Source organism: Nonomuraea sp. NPDC049419 (assembly GCF_040676995.1).
Lineage (GTDB): Bacteria > Actinomycetota > Actinomycetes > Streptosporangiales > Streptosporangiaceae > Nonomuraea > Nonomuraea salmonea.
Genome location: NZ_JBFAQB010000025.1, coordinates 88,581 through 106,987, shown reverse-complemented (window position 1 = coordinate 106,987; position 18,407 = coordinate 88,581). Strand labels below are relative to the sequence as shown.

Genomic DNA, 18,407 nt, shown 5'->3' with positions numbered 1-18,407 from the left:
GTCAGTCCGTACATGCAGGCCCTTCTTTCGGCTTGACCCAGCAACACCCCTCTTGGGTACGGCAGCCGACTCGAATCTCCCTTGCGGCGCGGGCAGCGAACCCCGGCCCACCGGCGTCCGCCGCAACTTATGGGCGCGGACCGGCATCCAACCCGGCATGAAAACGATCAGAATCCTCGCCGCCCTCACCGCGGCCCCCATCGCCGCCGCGACCTTGATCGCGCTCCCCGCCCACGCCGCTCCCACCTGCCCCGCCCCGTCGAAGGCGGAGCTGAAGGGACGAACCGACAAGCCCGCCAAGGGCGCCCGAGCCCTCAAGGGGGTCCGCGTCGCCCACCTCCCGAAGGGCTTCACCTACGGGGAACTGGAGGCGTCGAAGCACGACGGCGTCACCGAGTACGCCTACCGCTGGTCGGACGAACGCGACGACACCGACCGCGCCCACCGATCCCTGTGGGTGCGGGTGGTCTGCTGGCCGAAGGCGCGCGACCTGAAGGACCTGCGGAAGCTCCCCGTGGACCTCGGCACGTTCACGAGCGCCGGCAAGCCCGCGCCGCTGGGCGGCAGAAAGGTCCTCGGCAAGACCGGCGACGGGGCACTGGGCCACGGCCGGTACGTCGGCTGGGTGGCGCGCAGCGGCGTCGTCGTCACCGTGATGGCCAGTGAACCCCTGGTCCGCGACCTCCCCACCATCGTGAAGGGGATCAGGGTCTGATTTCCGTGCCGTTCTCGGCTAGCATTACGTGCTATCGAGCTGGCACGGAATAAGGAGCAGCGGCGTGGAGTCGTACGACAGCCTGGCCTGTCGCCAGTGCGGTAAGCCACTCCCCAGCAGGTCAGGACGGGGAAGGAAGCGCGAGTACTGCGACGCGACCTGTCGGAGTGCGGCGCGGAGGGCTCGTGACCAGGCGGAGCACGTAAAAGAGAACTTGACAGACGCCGCTCGTAAAGGAGATATTGACGACGCAACGGAACCGGACCCGGCGGAGGCCGCGGGGCGGTTGCTGGAGCGGCTGAGTGCCGCCGTCGCGCCGCTTGAGGCGGTGGCGGCGGCTCGGGACCTCGCGCGGGTGGCCGATCAGGCCATGCGGGCGGCGGTCGCCGGAGCGCGTACGGCCGGGCACACCTGGCAGGAGATCGGCGACGTGCTGGGCTCCAGCCGGCAGGCGGCGTTCCAGCGCTTCGGCCGGCCCCTCGACCCGCGAACAGGAGCTCCCATGACCGACACGATCCTGCCCGGCGCGACCAACCGTACGACGGCGCTGGTCGGACCTGGTCGACGGCTGCGCCCCGACGCTCTGTGACGTTCCCCGAGAAAGGGAGTGACCCATGCCCGTCCGCTCACGCCTGACCGCCTGCCTGTGCGCGTTCACCCTGCTGACCGCCGCGTACGTGGACGGTGCCGCCGCCGCTCCCCCGGCCTCCGCCTCCGTGCAGGCCCGCTGGGTCGAGGAGGAGGTGAGCTTCCGGGCGGACGGCATGACCGTGTACGGCACCTGGCGTCACCCGGCACGCCCGGGCAGACCGGTCCCGGCGGTGCTGCTGATCGCGGGCAGCGGCCCCACCGACCGCGACGGCAACGGCCCCCTGCTCAGCGGGGTGAACACGCTGAAGTCGACGGCCGAGCTGCTGTCCAAGGCGGGCGTGGCGAGCCTGCGCTACGACAAGCTGGGCACCGGCAAGACCGGGCTCGGCCCGTACGCGGACAAGGTCGCCGAGGTCGGCGTCGGCGTCTTCGAGCGGCAGGCACAGGCGGCGCTGGCGTTCCTGGCCAGGCGGCCCGGCGTCGACAAGCGCCGGCTCACCGCCATCGGGCACAGCGAGGGCGCGCTGTTCGCCCTCCTGCTCGCGACCAGGTCGAAGACCCCGGTGCGCGGCGTCGCCCTGCTCCAGCCGCTGAGCCGCCGCTACCTCGACGTCATCAGCGCCCAGGTCACCACCCAGCTCAGGGCCCAGGTGCAGGCGGGTCTCATCACCGAGGCGCAGGCGAAGGAGATCGAGGACGCCATGGCGCGGGCCATCGCGTCGCTGCGCGCCGACGGCACGGTGCCGCCGAACCTGCCCGGCGGCCTGTCGAGCCTGCTCTCTCCCGTGAACGCGAAGTTCCTGTCGGAGATCGACCGCCTCGACCCGCCCAAGGTCGCCGCCCGGCTCAAGCCCCGCACCCCGGCGCTGCTGAGCTGCAGCGACGCCGACATCCAGGTGAGCTGCGCGGACGTCGAGCACCTGGCCACCGGGCTGAGGAAGGCCGACACCACGTTCGTCCGCCTGACCGGGGTCAGCCACGTGCTCAAGGAGGACCCGAGCAGGACCGCCGAGCACTACGGCGACCCGCTGCCGTACTCGCGGCAGCTCAAGAAGGCGCTCCAGGCGTTCGCCCGGTGACCGGCGCCTTCAGCCGAGCTCCTTACGGCCCTTGTCGGTCAGCGACGCCATGTGCACCGCCACCCCGAACGTGGTGAAGCCCGACCTGGCCGCCTTGGTGAACTCGGCGATCACGCGGTCGGACGGGTAGTCGTCGATGAGGAAGTCGTAGGCCGCGTCTCCGTGGTCGCGGATGGCGGCAAGCACGATCTTGGTGGTCAGCTCGGGGTTTCCCACGTTCTCCTCCAGCGGGTCGCCATGCCTCTACATTCGCACCGTCCGCCCGAACCCGCCATCCTGCGATTCGCATGATCACGGTTCGGCGTCACGCGAGTGACCGATCTTGACGCGAGAGCCTCCGTACGGCGTTATTAGAACATAGGTTCCCATCACCATGGAGGTTCTCGTGCGCCATGCCCTCGTCCGCCGATTAGCCGCTCACCTGGGCGCCGTCAGCCTCATCACGGGCCTGCTCACCGTCGCCACCCCCGCCGCCGCCGCGGCCGACGCCGTCACCGACCTGGGGGTGAGCTTCCCCTACTCCTCCGCCGGCTTGGCCGTCGGCGGCGACCGGGTGTTCGCCGCCGCCCACGACCGGATCATCGTGGCCGACACGGAAGGGAACCTCACCGGCGACGTGGTCACCGGGCTGCTCGCCATCCGGGAGCTGGCCCTGAACGCGGACGGCACCCGCCTCTACGCGGCGCTCGGCGGCCGGAACGAGGTCGTCGAGATCGACACCGCGAGCCTCGCCGTCACCCGGCGCTTCGACCTGTCGGCCCGGTGCCCGTCCGCACTGGCGTTGCTGGGCGAGCGGCTGTGGGTGGGACACGGCTGCGGCGGAGACACCGGCGGCGTCGTCGGTCTGGACCTGAGCGCGACCGCACCGGCGCCGGTGGCGCTCGTGGACGGGCTACGGTTCACTCCCGAGCTCGCGGCCGCCGCCGACACGCTCGTGGTCGAACGGAGCGACGGGCGCTTCTCCGACGTGCTGATCTACGACGCCGGCGGCGGCACCCCCGTGCTGCGCGGCACCATCGAAGGCGAGCTGCACCGCATGAACGGCCTGCGCGCCCTCGCCCTGACCCCCGACGGCACCACCCTGGTCACCGCGACCGACTCTCCCTTCCACTACACCAGGTTCGACACCAGGACCCTCGCCGCCACCGGCACCTACGGCGACGGTTGGGACGGCTATGCGGCGGCCGTGGCCACCGCCGGTGACGGCGCCTACGTCGCCGCCGGCCGGGACTGGGGCAGCAACGACCTCACCCTGTACGACACCGCGACCGGCGCGGTCATGTTCGCGGCCGACCAGCCGGACGCCGAGGCGCTCGCGGAGGGCCTCGCGTTCTCCGGCCAGGACATCTTCATGCTGCTACGCAGCTCCACGGACCGGCTGCTGCTGTGGCGGGTGACGGGCACCGGGCTGCCGGCCTCCACCCTGGAGGTGACGGCTGCGATGTACGCGACCGTCGGCTCACCGGCCACCATCGAGGGACGGCTCACCCGCGCCGACGGCAAGCCGCTCGCGCTCAAGCCGCTCATGGTGACCCGACGCACGGTCTACGGGACGAAGGAGCCGATCACCGGCGTGAGGACCGGCGAGGACGGCACGTTCAGTTTCGAGGACACCCCGCAGGAGCGGGGCGAGCTGGGCTACCTCGTCTACTGGGAGGGCGATGACCGCTACCGCCGCAGCAACGCCGCCGTCACCTTGACCGTCAGGGACAGATCCACCCTCACCCTGGACGGCCCCGAGACGGGCACCGCCGGCACGACCGTGCAGCTGACCGGCACCTTGACGGCGGGCGGCCGGCCGCCCTCCCCGGGAAGCGTCATCACCGTGCAGCGCAAGGTGTTCGTCGACGATGTCATCGACGGGAGTGTGAGACTCCCGCCGGTGACCGTGAACGACGACGGCACGTTCACGCTCACGGACACCCTCGCCATCGCCGGCCGGTACGACTACCTCGCCCAGTACCGAGGCGACACTGCAAGCAGCTCGGCCAAGGCCACCCACCGCATCACGGTCGAGTGACCTGAGGGAAGCCCCGCCGCGCGGCCGGCGGGGCTCGCCTCTACAGCATGTGCCTGATCGGCTGGGGCATGCCGGGGACGGGCTGCGCCAGCAGGTCGTCCACCTCCGAGCGGGTCAGCAGGCGGGCCTCCAGGAGCGCGGTGAAGCAGCGGCGCCAGTCCCTGCGTGCCAGGTCCGTCCTGCCCAGGGCGTGCAGGGTCTGGGCGGACCACCAGGCGGCGACGGCGTAGCCGATGCGGTAGCCGCCCTCGTGCAGGAGCGTCAGCGCCACCTGGAAGGTTTCTGCGGCCTCCTCCAGGCGGCCGGCGTGCATGTACGCGCGGGCCAGGGTCTCGCGGGACAGGCCCTCGCCGTACAGGCTGCCGGCCCACGCCGCGGTCGCCTCCTTCGCCTCGGCGACGGCCTCGTCGTAGCGGCCCTGCCGGTAGAGCACGTGCGCGCGGTTGTTGAGTATGGCCCCGCGCTGGTACTCCTCGCCCCCCGCCACGGCGATGGACAGCGCCTCCGACAGGTAGGCGTGGGCGAGGTCGAGCCGGTCCAGCTTGGTGTGGATGATCCCCAGATTGTTGATGGGCCCGGTGCGCCGGTGCGGCAGCCCGGCCTCGTCCCAGCACTCCGCCGCCCGTTTCAGGTACGCGATGGCCTGCTCGTCGCGTCCCTGGTCGCGGTGCACCCAGCCGAGGTACGCCGACGCCTGCGCCTCACCCGCCCGGTCGCCGCACCGCGCGGCCAGCTCGACCGCGCCGGCGTGAATGTCGGCCAGGTGCGTGACCCAGCCCCGGTAGTTGAACGGCAGGTGCAGCCCCAGCGCCAGCCCGAGGGCGACGTGCGGGCTCGCGGACTCCGTCGCCTGGTGGGTCACGGCGAGGAGGTTGTCCCGCTCCGCCTCGGTCCACCTGCCGGCCTCCTGCGCGTCGGCGAGCGGGACGCCGGGCTGCTCGGCCGCGTAGCAGGGCTCCAGGGGCTGGGGGTGCACGAGCAGGGAGGCGGTGTTGAGCGTGGCCAGATAGTGGTGGTAGCCGCGGTCGAGCGCGGCCGCGCGCTCGACCCCGGGCAGCTCGGCGGCCTGCTCCCTGGCGTACAGGCGGATGAGGTCGTGGAAGCGGTACCGGTCGCGGCCCGCCGGCTCCAGGAGCCGGGCGCCGCGCAGGTGTTCGAGGGCCGCCTCCGCCCGTGGCTCCGGCCAGCCGGCCAGGGCGGCCGTGGCGGCCGGGGTGTGGGTCGGCGTGTCGAGCAGGCCCAGCAGCGGCAGCACGTGCGCGGCGTCGTGGCCGTCCTGCTCCTCGTGGAGCTGCCGGTGGCTGACCGCGATGCCGGCGCGTACCGCGAGGTCGTCGTACTGCAGGGTGTCGAGGCGGCGGGTGGCGTCGGCCAGGCGGTCGGCGAGGTCGGCCACCCGCCGGTCGGGTCGCGCCACCAGTCGGGCGCCGGCGATGCGCACGGCCAGCGGCAGGCCGCCGCAGAGCCGGGCGACGGCCGCGGCGGCTTCGGGCTCGCGCTCGACGCGCTCGGGACCGGCGATCCTGGACAGCAGCGTGACGGCGTCCCGATGGCCGAGCCCGGCCAGGTGCAGCCGGCGGACGTCCCCGACCTTCGCGTCCAGCCTGCCGAGTGCGGTGCGGCTGGTGATGACGGTACGGCAGCGCGGCCCGGCCGGGATGAGCGGCCGCACCTGGCGGGCGTCGAGCGCGTTGTCCAGGATGACGAGCAGCTCGCTGCCCGCGGTGAGCGACCGGTAGCGGGCCACCGCCTTCTCCACGTCGGACGGCACGGCGGACCCGTCGAGACCGAGCGACCGCAGCACGTGGCCCAGGCCGTCGGCCACGGGCAGGGGCGGCAGGCCGGGCGTGGAGCCGTTCATGTTGAGGTAGATGACGCCGTCGCGGAACCGCCCGGCCATCGTGTGCGCCACGTGGACGGCGAGCGCCGACTTGCCCATGCCGCCCGGCCCGTCGATGACGGCGACGTTCGCGTGCACCAGCGCCTCGCTCAGCCACGTCACCTCCTCCTGCCGGGCGGTGAAGGACCGGGTGTCGGCGGGCAGCTCGGCGGGGACGATCGTGCCCGGCCGGGCCGGCACGGGCAGGTCGAGCGCGGGATCTCTGGCGAGGATGGCGTCCCGCAGCCGGCGCAGCGGGGCGCCCGGCTCCAGGCCGAGCTCCTCGACCATGGCCGCGTGCCCCTCCTGGTAGACCGCGAGCGCCTCGCCCGGCCGTCCCGCCCGGTAGAGCGCCAGCATGAGCTGCGCGCGCGGCCCCTCGCGCAGCGGGTACGCCTTGACGTGCGGCACGAGGTCGGCCATCACCGCGAGCTGGTCGCCCGCGGCCAGCCGCAGCTCGGTATGGTCCTCGAAGAGGGCGAGGCGTTCCGCCTCCAGGCGCTTGGCCTCGTCCTGCGCCCACGGCTCGTCCAGCCAGGCCAGGGCCGGCCCCCGCCACAGGGCCAGCGCCTGGCGGAACCACCGGTCCGCCGTTTCGGGCTCGCCCCGGTCGCGGGCCGTGCGCGCCTGGCCGGCCAGCAGCGTGAAGTGGTGCGCGTCGACGTGCTCGCGAGGCAGGTCGAGCAGGTAGCCGCCGGGCACGGTCACGATCGCGTCGGGGCCGAGCGTGTCGCGCAGCTTCGACACCACGATGTTGACCTGCTTGGCGGCCGTGGTCGTGGAGGTCTGGCCCCACACGTCGGCGACGAGCCGGCGCGTGGTGACGGGCCGGCCGGCCTCCATGGCCAGGCGGGTCAGCACGGCGACGCGGCGGCGGCCGGCCACCCGCAGCGGCCGTCCGTCCATCGTGATCTGCCAGGGCCCGAGCAGCCCGATCTCGAGTGTCATCAGGGCTGGACCCTACGCAAGCGCGGTATGCCGCCGGTATGTCCGAGTTTTCAGAGCTGGTTCTTGATCGCCTCGGGCAGGTCGGGGACCGGCTGCGCGAGGTAGCGGGCCTCCTCCTCGGGCGTGAGCAGCCTGGCCTCGCGCAGGATCGCCAGCGACGCCCGCCACGACTCCCTGGCCTCCTCGTGCCGGCCCAGGTCGTGCAGGCTGTGACCGAGCCACCAGTGGGACACGGCGAGGCCCATGGTGTAGCCGGCCTCGCGCTGGCACTCGATGGCCACGCGGTACTCACCGACCGCTTCCTCGAGCGAGCCCCGCGCCCGCACGCAGTCGCCCAGCGTGTCGTGCGCGGTGCCCACCGCGCCGGCGTTGCCCTGCTCCTTCACCGTCAGCGCCAGGGCGAGCCGCGCCTCGTCCTCGGCTTCGGCGTTCCTCCCCTGCCGGTGATAGACCTGCGCCCGGTTGGAGCGGACCATCCCCTCGTGCAGGGTCCGCCCCTCCTCCTGGGTGATGACGAGGGCTCCGCGCAGCGCGGTGAGCGCGTCGTCGTAGCGCTCCATCTGGGTGTAGGTGATGCCGAGGTCGTTGTAGAGGCCGGCCTTCCTGCGCGGCGATCCCGTCCGATCGACGCACGCCAGCGCGTCCTCCAGGCAGCGCACGGATTCATGGACATCGCCGACCTGCTGGTGGATGCCGGCGAGCCCCTGCAGCAGGTTGACCTGAGCCTGCCAGTCCGCCCGCTCCCTGGCCTGCCGCAGCACCTCCGCGCCCACTTCGAGTGCCTCGGCGAACCATCCCCTGCGGTCGAACAGCCACAGCAGGTGGTGGGCGAGCCCGACCGCCGAGCCGTCGGCCAGCCGCGCCGCCTGGCGTACCGCGGCCACGAGGTCGTCCCGCTCCGCGACCAGCCAATCGTTGGCGGCCTCCAGCGTGGGCAGCTCCTCGCCTGCCTGGTCGGTGGCGTACATGCCGGCCTCCGCGTGGTCGTTCAGCAGGTCGGCGGCCCGTTGCGCGGTGGCCAGGTAGTGGTGCAGCACGCGGCGGGTCGCGCTCGCGCGTTCGTCGCCGGGGAGGTCCTGCTCGCGCGCGTACAGGCCGACCAGGTCGTGGAGCTGGTAGCGGTCGGGCCCCGCGCCTTCGAGCAGGCGGGCGTCGAGGAGGTGTTCCAGGGCGGTCTCGGCGCGGTGCTCCGGCCAGCCGGCCAGCGCGGCCGTGGCGGCGGGGGTGTACGTGGGCAGGTCCGCCGCCCCGAGCAGGCAGAGCAGGTGCGCGGCGTCCTGGCCGGCGGACTCCTCGCGCAGCTGCTGATGGCTGACCGCGAGGCCGGCGCGTACCGCGAGGTCCGCGTACTCCAGCAGGTCGAGCCGCCTGGTGGCGTCGGCGAGGCGGACCGCGAGGTGGGAGAGCGGACGGTCGGGACGTGCGGCCAGGCGCGCTCCCACGATGCGCAGCGCGAGCGGGTAACCGCCGCAGAGGCGGACGATCTCCTCCGCCGCCCGCGGCTCGGCCTCCAGGCGACCTGATCCGGCGATCCGGGCGAGCAGGGTGGTCGCTTGGGCGTCGTCGAACCCGCCGAGGTGCAGGCGCCGGGCGTTGTTCAGGGTGGCGAGCGGGTCGCGGCTGGTGATCAGCACCCGGCAGCCGGGCCCGGCCGGGATGAGGGGGCGTATCTGGCGGACGTTGCGGGCGTTGTCGAGGATGACCAGCAGGTCGCTCGCGGCGGTGAGCGAGCGGTAGCGGGCGGCGGCCTCCTCGGTGTCGGAGGGGATGGCGGCGCCGTCGAGGCCGAGTGAGCGCAGCAGGTGGCGCAGCGCCTCGATGGGGGCGAGCGGGGCGAGCCTGGCGGTGGAGCCGTGCAGGTTGACGTAAATGACGCCGTCGGTGAAGCGGCCGGCGACGCCGTGCGCGACGTGGACGGCGAGCGCCGACTTCCCGACGCCGCCCGGCCCGTCGATCACGGTCACCGTGGCGTCGCTCAGCAGGTCGGCCCGCAGCCGCTCCGCCTCGTCCGTCCGCGCCGTGAACGCCTGGACGTCGGCGGGCAGCTCCGCCGGAGGGACGCGCTCGATTCGCCGCGTCCTGGGCAGGTCGAGCGCGGGATCCTTGGCGAGGACGGCCTGGTGCAACCGGCGGAGCTCGGCGCCCGGCTCGATCCCCAGCTCGTCCACCATGGCCCGGCGCAGGCGCCGGTACGCCTCCAGCGCCTCCGGCGCCCGGCCGTCCCGATAGAGCGCGAGCATGAGCTGGCCGGCGAGACGTTCGCGCAGCGGGTGCGCCCGGACGAGCCCGGCGAGCTCGCCGGCCAGGGCCCGCTGGTCGCCGGCGGCCAGCCGCAGCTCGGCGTGGTCCTCAAGGACGCTGAGCCGCTCCGTCTCCAGCCGCTCGGCCTCGATGCCCGCCCAGGGCGCGTCCACCTCGGCCAGCGCCGGCCCCCGCCATAGCTCCAGCGCGCCGCGGAACAGCGCCTCCGCGGTGGCCGTGGCGCCGTCCGCGCGGGCGGCGCGGGCCTGCCTGGACAGGTGGGCGAAGGCATGCACGTCCACGTGGTCGCGTGGGACGGCGAGCCGGTAGCCGCCAGGAACGGTCTCGATGGCGCCGGGGCCGAGCGTGTCGCGCAGCTTCGAGATCACGATGTGCAGCTGCTTGGTGGCGGTGGCGGCGGAGCTGCTCGCCCACACGTCGCACAGCAGTGTCTCGGTGAGCACGACCTGCCCGGCGTCGAGGGCGAGCCGGGCCAGCACGCCGATCCGCCGCTCCCCGCTGATCGTGACCACCCTGCCGCCCGCCTCGACCTCCAGCGGACCCAGGAACTTGATCTCCAGGCTCACGCGAACGCTCCCGTCGTCGGCCAAGATCACAAATTGTAGTCACCGTGCCGGTTCGCCCGCTGGCGGCTTGTGACGATCCACCAATACCGTCCGCATACCGGACGCATACCGCCGGCCGTTACGCTCACCGGTCTCACCCCTGATCACCTGGCGAAGGAACCCCGTGACCCGTCTCGCGCTCGCGACCGTGCTCGTCGTGCTGCTGTCAATGCTTCCCGGCGTGTCCCACGCCGCCGCACCCGGCGTCCTGGGCACGGTGGGCAACCTCATACGCGAGGAGCAACCACGCGCCGACGGGATCAGGCACACCGACACCGAGGCGATCATCGCCGGGCTCAAGGCGATCAACGCGAACACCTACGTGTATCCGATGGCTGGTGACGACGTGCAGTGGACCGACCTGCGCGACGAGTTCCTGCCCGCGGCCGCCGCGGCGGGGATCGACGTCTGGGTGCTGGTGTACTCGCCGAGCCAGGCGGGCTGCTGCGTGTCGAGGCCGTTCAGGCACGACTACGTCGCCTGGTCGCGCGAGATCGCCACGCTCGCCGCGAGCCACCCGAACCTGACCGGCTGGACGGTGGACGACTACGCCTACGACCTCCGCACGTTCACCCCCGCCTACCTCCGGCAGATGCGGGCGGCGGCCGAGGCGATCAGCCCCGACCTCACATTCGTCCCGACCGTCTACTACCCCCAGTTCACCGACGCGTTCGTCGCCGAGCAGATCCCGCTGCTGGACGGGGTGATCTTCCCCTTCCGCGACGAGCCGTACCGCGACACCTCCTGGCCGTGGAGCCTGTCGTACCAGGTGCGGCAGCTCGCCCAGCGGCTGCCCGGCACCGAGATCTACCTGATGCCCTACGCCCACCCCCTGAGCCACGCCGCCCAGAAGCCCACGGTGTCCTACGTCGAGGCGGTCACCAGGAAGGGTGTCGAGCACGTCCGCAGCGGTGAACTGGCCGGCGTGCTGCAGTACAAGCTCCCGTACCACTCCCGCGACCTGGCGTGGACACGCCCCGCGGCCGACAACCTGGCCCGCACGGGCTCCGGGCGCCTGAGCTTCGTGGTCCAGCAGAACACCGCGACCACGGCCGGCATGTGGTGCGGCGCGACGCGGACGGCCACCGTGACCTCGGGGACGGTCAAGCGGATCACCTTCCACCACAGCGACACCCGCGGGCCGCAGGATCCGGCGGGCCACCACGTCAAGCAGCTCCTGCTCAACGGCACGGTGGTCTGGGAGCGTGACGTCACGGCCGACACGGCGGGCACGTGGGTGCGGGCGACGGTCGACGTCACGTCCCGGCTGGCCGGCGCGACGAGCGCGACGCTGCAATGGCGTCTGTACGAGCGCAAGGCCGTGACCAACTACGTCGTGGACGCCGGCGTGGACGACATCACCCTCACCGGCATGACGATGAGCGATCCGGGCGTGGAGAACGCCGCCGTCTGGACGCCGAACCTCGCCCGCCAGGGCGGCCCGGTCTACTGCTCGGCGCAGGTCTACCACGAGAACTACGGCGCCGACCTCGGAGCGCTCATCGCCGGCCTGTACGCCACCGGGTGAGGCTTCTCACGCTGATGGGTGATCAGAGGCGGGTCAGGGCCCGGTCGGCGGTGCGGGCGAAGGACGGCAGCAGCTCGACGCCCCAGCCGGGCTCGGTCGGCACCGGGACTTCGCCGTCGCGCACCTCGGGCAGCGGCCCGTAGACGTCCCGCGTCCACGGGGTGGTCTCGATGCTCCACTCCTGCGGATGTACGCAGGCCGGCATCGCCGCGGCGAGGTGGAGGGTGAAGACGCGCAGCAGGGAGTCGTTCGCGCAGTGCGGGGTGCACGGGATCCCGGCCGCCTCGGCGAGCACGGCGACCTTGCGGGCGCGTGAGATGCCGCCGATGTAGCCGATGTCGGGCTGCACGATGTCCACCGCGCGCATCGCGATCATGCGGCCGAACTGCGGCAGCGAGAAGTCCTGCTCGCCGCCGGAGACGGCGATGTCGAGGGCCGCCGTGACCTGGGCGGTCGCTTCGAGGTCGGTGAACGGGCAGGGCTCCTCGAAGTGGAAGTAGCCGTGCTCCTCCAGCATCCGGCCGACCCTGATCGCCCTGGGCACCGAGTACCCGCCGTTGGCGTCCGCCGACAGGTCGACGTCGGGGCCGAGCGCGTCGCGCAGGTGCGTGATGATCCGCTCGGTACGCCCAGGCGCCGCGTCGCCGTCGCGCCCCATCGCCTCCCCCACCCGGATCTTGACCGCCCTGAACCCCTGCTCGCCGATGAGCCGGCCGAGCCGCTCCGCCTCGTCCTCGGGCGTGATGGCGCGGGACATGCTGGAGGCGTACATGGGGACGGACGTGCGCGCGTGCCCGCCGAGCAGCTGGCACACCGGCCGGCCCGCCGCCTTGCCCATGATGTCCCAGAGCGCCGTCTCCACCCCGGCGAGCGCGCGGTGCAGGAAGCTGCTCGGGAACTTGTAGTGCGTCCGCAGGCAGGCGTCGACCAGCGCCTCGGCGTCCCACGGGTCACGGCCGACGAACATCGGCGCGACCATCGAGTGCAGCACGCTGACCGTGGTGGCCGCCTCGTACGGCGCGGTCTGCCCGATGCCCTCCAGGCCGTCGTCGGTGCGGACCAGGACGACGGCGAGCTTGCCCCGGGTCAGGGTCTCGATCTCGGTGATCTTCACAGGTGCTTCCTCAGCGTCTCGGCGAGGGGCGCCCGTACGGCGCAGCGGTCGAACCGGAACGAGTCCGCCAGCTCCCTGGCCTGTTCTGCGTCGATGCCGGCGAAGAGCGCGGCGAACTCGTCCACCATGGGTTCGGCGAGCAGGATGTGCCGCACCAGCACGTGGATCCACTGCCGCTGGCCGAACGGCGGCGGGTCGAAGCTCGGGAACTCCTCGGCCACGGTCCGCTCGATCGGCTCCAGCAGGTGCCGGACGCCCGTGTCCACGCCGCCCCACACGTCCACGCCCAGCCGGGCCTTCTTCTCCAGGACGGGCGCGATCCTGCGCAGGTACGGCGAGTCCGCGGCGGCGTGCACGACTCCCTGCAGCCCGATGTCCTTGTACGTCCACAGGCTCCAGCCGGCCCCGTACGCGTCGTAGATGTCGAGCTGGTCGGCCAGCACGCGGTACCGGGCGCCGTCGAGCGCCGGGTCGCCCCCGTACGGCGTGCTGTAGACCGGCCCGAACTCCCCCACCCAGATCGGCGTGCCGGTACGCCGCATGTACTCCGCCCGCTCCAGGAACCTGGCCTCCAGGTAGTCGCGATCGACGTGCCGCCCCCGCGAGAGGCCCGGGTAGTCGCCGCTGTCGGCGAAGCCGGCCAGCGCGTAGTCGTGCACGGTGTAGACCGTGCCGGGCAGCGGGTCGGCGAACAGCTCGAAGTCGGTGGCGTGCCGGTTGCCGTCCAGGAAGAGGACGTGCGACGGATCGACGGCCCTGATCGCGGCGTGCAGCCGCTCGTAGAACGGCCCGATGCGCTCGCCCGACGGGTCGGCCGGCTCGTTGAGCGGGTTGTAGCCCGCCACCCACGGGTTGTCCTTGTACCGGTCGGCCAGCGCCTCCCACAGGTGCACGACCCGGTCCTGGAAGTGTCGGTGCGTCCAGAACAGCGACCGGTGCGTGGGGTTGTCGCTGTGCCAGCGCTGGTTGTGGTACCCGGGCGCGGCGTGCAGGTCGAGCACGGTGTAGAGGCCATGCCGCGCGCACGTCTCGATCACCCGGTCGAGCAGCAGGAAACCGTCCTCCTTGAGCCGCATCGGCCGGTCGTCGTCCTCGAAGTGCCGGTAGTTGAACGGCACCCGGACGCTGTTCATGCCGAGATCGGCGAGGAAGCGCGCGTCGTCGTCGGTGAAGAACACCTCAAGGAAGCGCTCGAAGAAGGCGTCGTAGACGTCCTGCCCGAGCACCCGGCGCAGCGCGGCGCGCTGCAGCTCCTCGGTCGAGGGGTAGCCGGTGATGAAGTTCTCCATGTTCATCCAGCCGCCGAGCCCGACGCCGCGCAGGCGAACCGTCTCGCCGGACGCGGTCACCAGTCGGTCGCCGTCGATGTGCAGCCTTGCGGACTCGTCGTGCCCGGTGAAGTGCATGGTGAAGCGAACTCTCCTTGGGTTGAGGGTCATTTGCCGAAGCCGGCCGTGAGGCCGCGTACGAGGTGGCGGCGGCCCAGCACGTACGCGACGAGCATGGGCAGGGTGGACAGCACCACGGCGGCCAGCACCGCGGGGACGTCCACGGTGAACTCGCCCTGGAACGCCCACAGCGCCATCGGCAGCACGCGCAGGTCGGGGCTCTGGGTGAGGATGAGGGGGAACAGGAAGCCGTTCCAGACGTGCAGCGCGTCGTAGATGCCGACCGTGACCAGGGCGGGACGGGCCAGCGGCAGCACCAGCCGCCACAGCATGACCCAGTCGCCCGCCCCGTCCATCCGCATCGACTCGAACAGCTCCCTGGGGATGTCGCGGACGAAGTTCGCCAGGATCAGCACCGTGATCGGGATCGCGAAGCCGATGGACGGCAGGATCAGCGCGAGCAGGCTGTCGTACAGGTGCAGGCGGGTGATCATGTAGTAGAGCGGGATGATCGTGGCGTGCACGGGGATCGCCAGGCCCAGCAGGAAGACCGAGAAGCCCGTACGCGCGAGCCTGCCCTCCCCGCGCACCACCCCGTACGCCGCCATCAGCGAGAACGCGACCGTCACCACGACCGAGACCACCGTGATGATCACGCTGTTGAGGAAGTAGCGGCCGAACCCGCTCTCCAGCACCAGCGCGTAGTTGTCGAGCGAGACGCTGTCCGGCAGGGCCAGCGGGTTGCCGGCGAAGAAGCCGGTCTGGCTGCGCAGGCTGGAGATCACCACGTAGTAGATGGGCACGATGATGACGGCCAGCCAGACGAGGCCGCCGATGCCGGCGCCGACGTTGGGCAGCCGCCGTACCTTGGTCCTGGTCAGGGTGGTGGCCATCAGAGCCCTTCCTGTTCGCTGCGCATGCGGGCGAAGCCGGTGTACTTGGTCAACGAGAAGGCCAGCGCCAGCCCGGTCACGACCAGGATCACGGCGAGCACGCTGGCCTTGCCCATGTCGTTGGCCGAGAAGCCGGTGAGGTACATGTCGAGCGGGAGCAGCCGCGTCGCGTTGCCCGGACCTCCGCCGGTGAGCACGAACACCACGTCGAAGTACGTCAGCGAGCCGGTCACCATGAGCGTGGACGACGTGACGACGGTGTTGCGGAGCTGCGGCAGGGTGACGTAGCGGAACTGCTTGACCCGGCCGGCGCCGTCGATGTCGGCGGCCTCGTACAGGGAGGCCGGGATCTGCCGGACGGCGGCCTGGTAGAGCAGGGTGTGGAAGGGCACGAACTGCCACGCGATCACGAAGATCACGACGTACAGCACGAGGTCGGGGTCGCCGAGCCAGTCGAGGCTGAGGAAGCCGAGGCCCGGCACCCCGCCGAGGCCGAAGTTCGGGTCGAGCACGGCCTTGAACGCGATGGCCACGGCGGCCGACGAGAGCAGCAGCGGCAGGAAGTACAGCACGGCGAGCACCGCCCGATAGCGCTGAGTCCCCGCGGTGAACACGCCGAGCAGCAGGCTGATCGGCGTCTGCACCACCCACGAGAACACCATGATCTTCAGGGTGAGCAGGAGCGCGTTGCCGGTCACCGGGTCGTGCAGCACCTCGGCCCAGTTGCCGAGGCCCTCCCACGAGATCTCGCCGAGGCCGTCCCACCGGGTGAGGCTGAGGACCACCGCGCCCGCGAGGGGGACCACGGCGAACACCACGAACATCGCCAGCGCCGGCAGGGTGAGCAGCCCGCTGCGGGTGCGGGCTCGGGTTGCGGACACGTGCATCGCCTCAGCCGGTGATCGTGGCGTTCATGGTGGTGGCGAACTGCTCTGGGGTGATCTCTTCGAGGAAGACCTGCTGCAGCGTGGTCAGCAGCTTGTCGCCCGCCTCGGGGGCGAGCGCCTGGTCCAGGCTGAGCTGGAAGTTCGGCGCATTCTTCGCCGTCTCGTAGATCATCGAGTAGTACGCGGGGTCGTCCGACTTGGCGATGGCGTCCTCCGCTCCTTCCACCGGCGGGACGTTGCCGACGGCCAGCAGGTCGGCGGCGTACTTCTCGTTCAGCAGGTCGCTCTTGACGTACTTACGGGCCGCCTGCTTCTGCTCCGGCGTCGCCGCCGCCGAGATCGACCAGAAGTTGGTCGGGTTGCCCACCACGTTCGCGGGGTCGCCCTTGCCGCCCTCCACCGCGGGGAACGGCACGTAGCCGAGCTTGCCGTCCTTGACGAACTGCGGGTTCGCCGTCTTGATCGTCTGGTACGTCGCGGGCAGGCCGAGCGTCATCGCGGCCTTGCCGGTGTAGAGCAGGGCCACGTCGGCGCCGCTGTCGGTGGAGATCGAGGAAAAGCCCTTGACGAAGCCGCCCGCCTTGACCAGCTCCTGGATCTTCTTGTTGGCCTCCGTCACCGCCGGGTCCGACCAGGCGTTCGGCTTGCCCGCGGTGATGTCGTCCATGACGCGGGGGCCGCCGATGCGGTCGATCAGGTACGCCAGCCACGGCAGCAGCGGCCACTTGGCCTGGCCGCTCACGGTGAACGGCGCGATGCCCGCCCCCGTGAACTTCGGCACCAGCGCCATCAGCTCGTTCCACGTCTTGGGCGGCTGGGCGCCGATCTTGGCGAACAGGTCCTTGTTGTAGTAGACGACCACCGGTTTCACGCCGTTGTTCGGCACCGCGTACGTCTTGCCGTCCACCTTGCCGACCGCGGCGATCGAGGGCAGGAACCGGTCCTTGACCGCGGGGTCCGCCGCGAGGTCGCTCAGGTCCTCGACGGCGCCGGCGGCCACGTACGACTTGAGCACGCCGCCGCCCCAGCCGTAGATCAGCGTGGGGGCCTGCTTCGCGCCTACGGCGGTGCGGATCTTCTGCTTGTAGGGGTCGTTGGCGAACTCCTGGATGGCGAACTTCTGCCCTTCGTGGGCCGCGTTCCAGGAGTCGAAGGAGTTCTGGAAGGCCTTGGCGGTGACGCCGCTGATGATCCACGCGGAAGGGCCTCCCGCGTCCGCCGAGGTGCTCCCGGCCTGCCGGGGACCGGAGGTCCCGCAGGCGGCGACGCCCGCCATCAGCACGGCGAGCCCGATCGCGAGCAGTGGTCTGGGGGATCCGACCGCTGTCTTCATGTCCTTCACCTTCCTGCGCACCCGCCGGAGACAGGGCTCCGGCATGACACCGCACACAGCCGGTCTTGCTGCGGTTAGTCCGACATGGTGCAAGTCCGCTCACGCCGATGTCAATCGTTATCGATAACGTTTTACATGCGCTAGGATCGGCGCCGTGAACAGTGGCCGCGTGACGATCCGCGACGTCGCCGAGCATGCCGGGGTGTCGGTGGCGACGGTGTCGAAGGTGCTCAACGACCGCTACGGCGTGGCGGCGGCCACCGTCGACCGGGTGCGCGAGGTGATCGCCGAGCTGGGCTACGAGTCCAGCCTCGTGGCCCGCAGCCTGCGCAACCAGCGCACCAACGTCATCGGCGTCCTCGTCTGGGACATCGAGCCGTTCAGCGCCGAGCTGCTCAAGGGCGCCGCCCGCGCGATCAGGGGCACCGACTACGAGCTGGTGGTCTACGCGGGCGGCGGCAAGGGCTCTGGCCGGCTCGGCTGGGAGCGGCGCTACCTGTCGCGCCTGTCCGGCACTCTCATCGACGGCGCGGTGCTCGTCACGCCCACGGTGCTCGACGTCGACGGCGGCACCCCCGTCGTGGCCGTCGATCCGCACAGCGGGCGCGAGACCGTCCCGACGGTCGACGCCGACAACCTCCAGGGCGGCCGCCTGGCCACCGAACACCTCATCGCCCTCGGCCACCGGCGCATCGGCTTTCTCGGCCGGCCGCCCCGCGACCTGGAGTCGGGCCCGCTACGCGAGGAGGGCTACCGCTCCGCCCTGGCCGACGCCGGCCTCCCGCTTGACCCCGCCCTCATCCGGGTGGCCGGCTACGACGAGACCGACGCCCGCAACACCGTCCGGGAGCTGCTCACCCTCCCCGACCCGCCCACCGCGATCTTCGCCGCGAACGACGTCTCAGCCATCTCCACGATCGAGGTGGCCACGTCGATGGGCCTGCGCGTCCCGGAGGACCTCTCGGTCATAGGCTTCGACAACGTCCCCGAGAGCATGATGAGCGACCCGCCCCTGACGACGGTCGAGCAGCCGATCCAGCAGATGGGCCTGATAGCCGTGGAGATGCTCCTCGACCTGCTGGCCGGCCGCGACCCCGCCCAACGCCACGTCCGCCTCCCCACCCGCCTCGTCCCCCGTTCCTCCTGCGCCCCGCCGAAGTAGGGA

General features: G+C 71.8%; 14 protein-coding genes. 6 read left to right on the top strand and 8 right to left on the bottom strand.

Going from position 1 to position 18,407, the window contains the following annotated elements; all coding sequences use genetic code 11:
- The first annotated feature begins 157 nt into the window (after positions 1–157).
- The 3 genes from AB0K12_RS42825 to AB0K12_RS42815 all read left to right on the top strand — a co-directional run bounded on the left by AB0K12_RS42825 (position 158) and on the right by AB0K12_RS42815 (position 2,385).
- On the top strand, positions 158–715 hold the full coding sequence (locus AB0K12_RS42825; protein WP_364574063.1) for a hypothetical protein: 558 nt from the start codon (positions 158–160) through the stop codon (positions 713–715).
- A gap of 214 nt (positions 716–929) precedes the next feature.
- Positions 930–1,304, top strand: a complete 375-nt coding sequence (locus AB0K12_RS42820; RefSeq protein ID WP_364574061.1) for a hypothetical protein — start codon at positions 930–932, stop codon at positions 1,302–1,304.
- A gap of 25 nt (positions 1,305–1,329) precedes the next feature.
- Entirely contained in the window at positions 1,330–2,385 is a 1,056-nt protein-coding gene (locus tag AB0K12_RS42815) for an alpha/beta hydrolase (RefSeq protein ID WP_364574059.1), read from the top strand.
- A gap of 9 nt (positions 2,386–2,394) precedes the next feature.
- On the opposite strand, the gene AB0K12_RS42810 is transcribed toward AB0K12_RS42815, so the two are convergent.
- Positions 2,395–2,601: a hypothetical protein gene (locus AB0K12_RS42810; RefSeq protein WP_364574057.1), complete on the bottom strand. Its 207-nt coding sequence runs from the start codon at positions 2,599–2,601 to the stop codon at positions 2,395–2,397.
- A 169-nt stretch (positions 2,602–2,770) separates the two neighbouring features.
- Between AB0K12_RS42810 and AB0K12_RS42805 the strand changes: the two genes are divergently transcribed.
- Complete coding sequence (locus AB0K12_RS42805; protein WP_364574055.1) at positions 2,771–4,405, top strand: Ig-like domain-containing protein; 1,635 nt, start codon at positions 2,771–2,773, stop codon at positions 4,403–4,405.
- Positions 4,406–4,445: 40 nt separating this feature from the next.
- On the opposite strand, the gene AB0K12_RS42800 is transcribed toward AB0K12_RS42805, so the two are convergent.
- Positions 4,446–7,232: a BTAD domain-containing putative transcriptional regulator gene (locus AB0K12_RS42800; RefSeq protein ID WP_364574053.1), complete on the bottom strand. Its 2,787-nt coding sequence runs from the start codon at positions 7,230–7,232 to the stop codon at positions 4,446–4,448.
- A gap of 50 nt (positions 7,233–7,282) precedes the next feature.
- Positions 7,283–10,060 (bottom strand): BTAD domain-containing putative transcriptional regulator, encoded by a 2,778-nt coding sequence (locus AB0K12_RS42795; RefSeq protein WP_364574051.1) that lies wholly within the window; start codon positions 10,058–10,060, stop codon positions 7,283–7,285.
- A 163-nt stretch (positions 10,061–10,223) separates the two neighbouring features.
- Between AB0K12_RS42795 and AB0K12_RS42790 the strand changes: the two genes are divergently transcribed.
- Positions 10,224–11,627, top strand: a complete 1,404-nt coding sequence (locus AB0K12_RS42790) for a hypothetical protein (RefSeq protein ID WP_364574049.1) — start codon at positions 10,224–10,226, stop codon at positions 11,625–11,627.
- Positions 11,628–11,649: 22 nt separating this feature from the next.
- Here AB0K12_RS42790 and AB0K12_RS42785 read toward each other — a convergent pair whose 3' ends face one another.
- The 5 genes from AB0K12_RS42785 to AB0K12_RS42765 are packed head-to-tail and all read right to left on the bottom strand — an operon-like array spanning position 11,650 to position 17,242.
- Positions 11,650–12,741, bottom strand: a complete 1,092-nt coding sequence (locus tag AB0K12_RS42785) for a mandelate racemase/muconate lactonizing enzyme family protein (protein WP_364574047.1) — start codon at positions 12,739–12,741, stop codon at positions 11,650–11,652.
- Positions 12,738–14,147: a cellulase family glycosylhydrolase gene (locus tag AB0K12_RS42780; RefSeq protein WP_364574045.1), complete on the bottom strand. Its 1,410-nt coding sequence runs from the start codon at positions 14,145–14,147 to the stop codon at positions 12,738–12,740. Before AB0K12_RS42780 ends, AB0K12_RS42785 begins: the two co-directional genes overlap by 4 nt.
- Before the next feature lie 29 nt (positions 14,148–14,176).
- The gene (locus tag AB0K12_RS42775; RefSeq protein WP_364574043.1) at positions 14,177–15,022 is read right to left on the bottom strand and encodes a carbohydrate ABC transporter permease; all 846 of its coding nucleotides are present in this window, start codon (positions 15,020–15,022) and stop codon (positions 14,177–14,179) included.
- Positions 15,022–15,909, bottom strand: a complete 888-nt coding sequence (locus AB0K12_RS42770) for a sugar ABC transporter permease (RefSeq protein WP_364574041.1) — start codon at positions 15,907–15,909, stop codon at positions 15,022–15,024. The genes AB0K12_RS42775 and AB0K12_RS42770 overlap by 1 nt, the downstream gene beginning before the upstream one ends.
- Before the next feature lie 4 nt (positions 15,910–15,913).
- On the bottom strand, positions 15,914–17,242 hold the full coding sequence (locus tag AB0K12_RS42765) for an extracellular solute-binding protein (protein ID WP_364574039.1): 1,329 nt from the start codon (positions 17,240–17,242) through the stop codon (positions 15,914–15,916).
- A 154-nt stretch (positions 17,243–17,396) separates the two neighbouring features.
- Between AB0K12_RS42765 and AB0K12_RS42760 the strand changes: the two genes are divergently transcribed.
- On the top strand, positions 17,397–18,404 hold the full coding sequence (locus tag AB0K12_RS42760; protein ID WP_364574037.1) for a LacI family DNA-binding transcriptional regulator: 1,008 nt from the start codon (positions 17,397–17,399) through the stop codon (positions 18,402–18,404).
- The last annotated feature ends 3 nt before the right edge of the window (positions 18,405–18,407 follow it).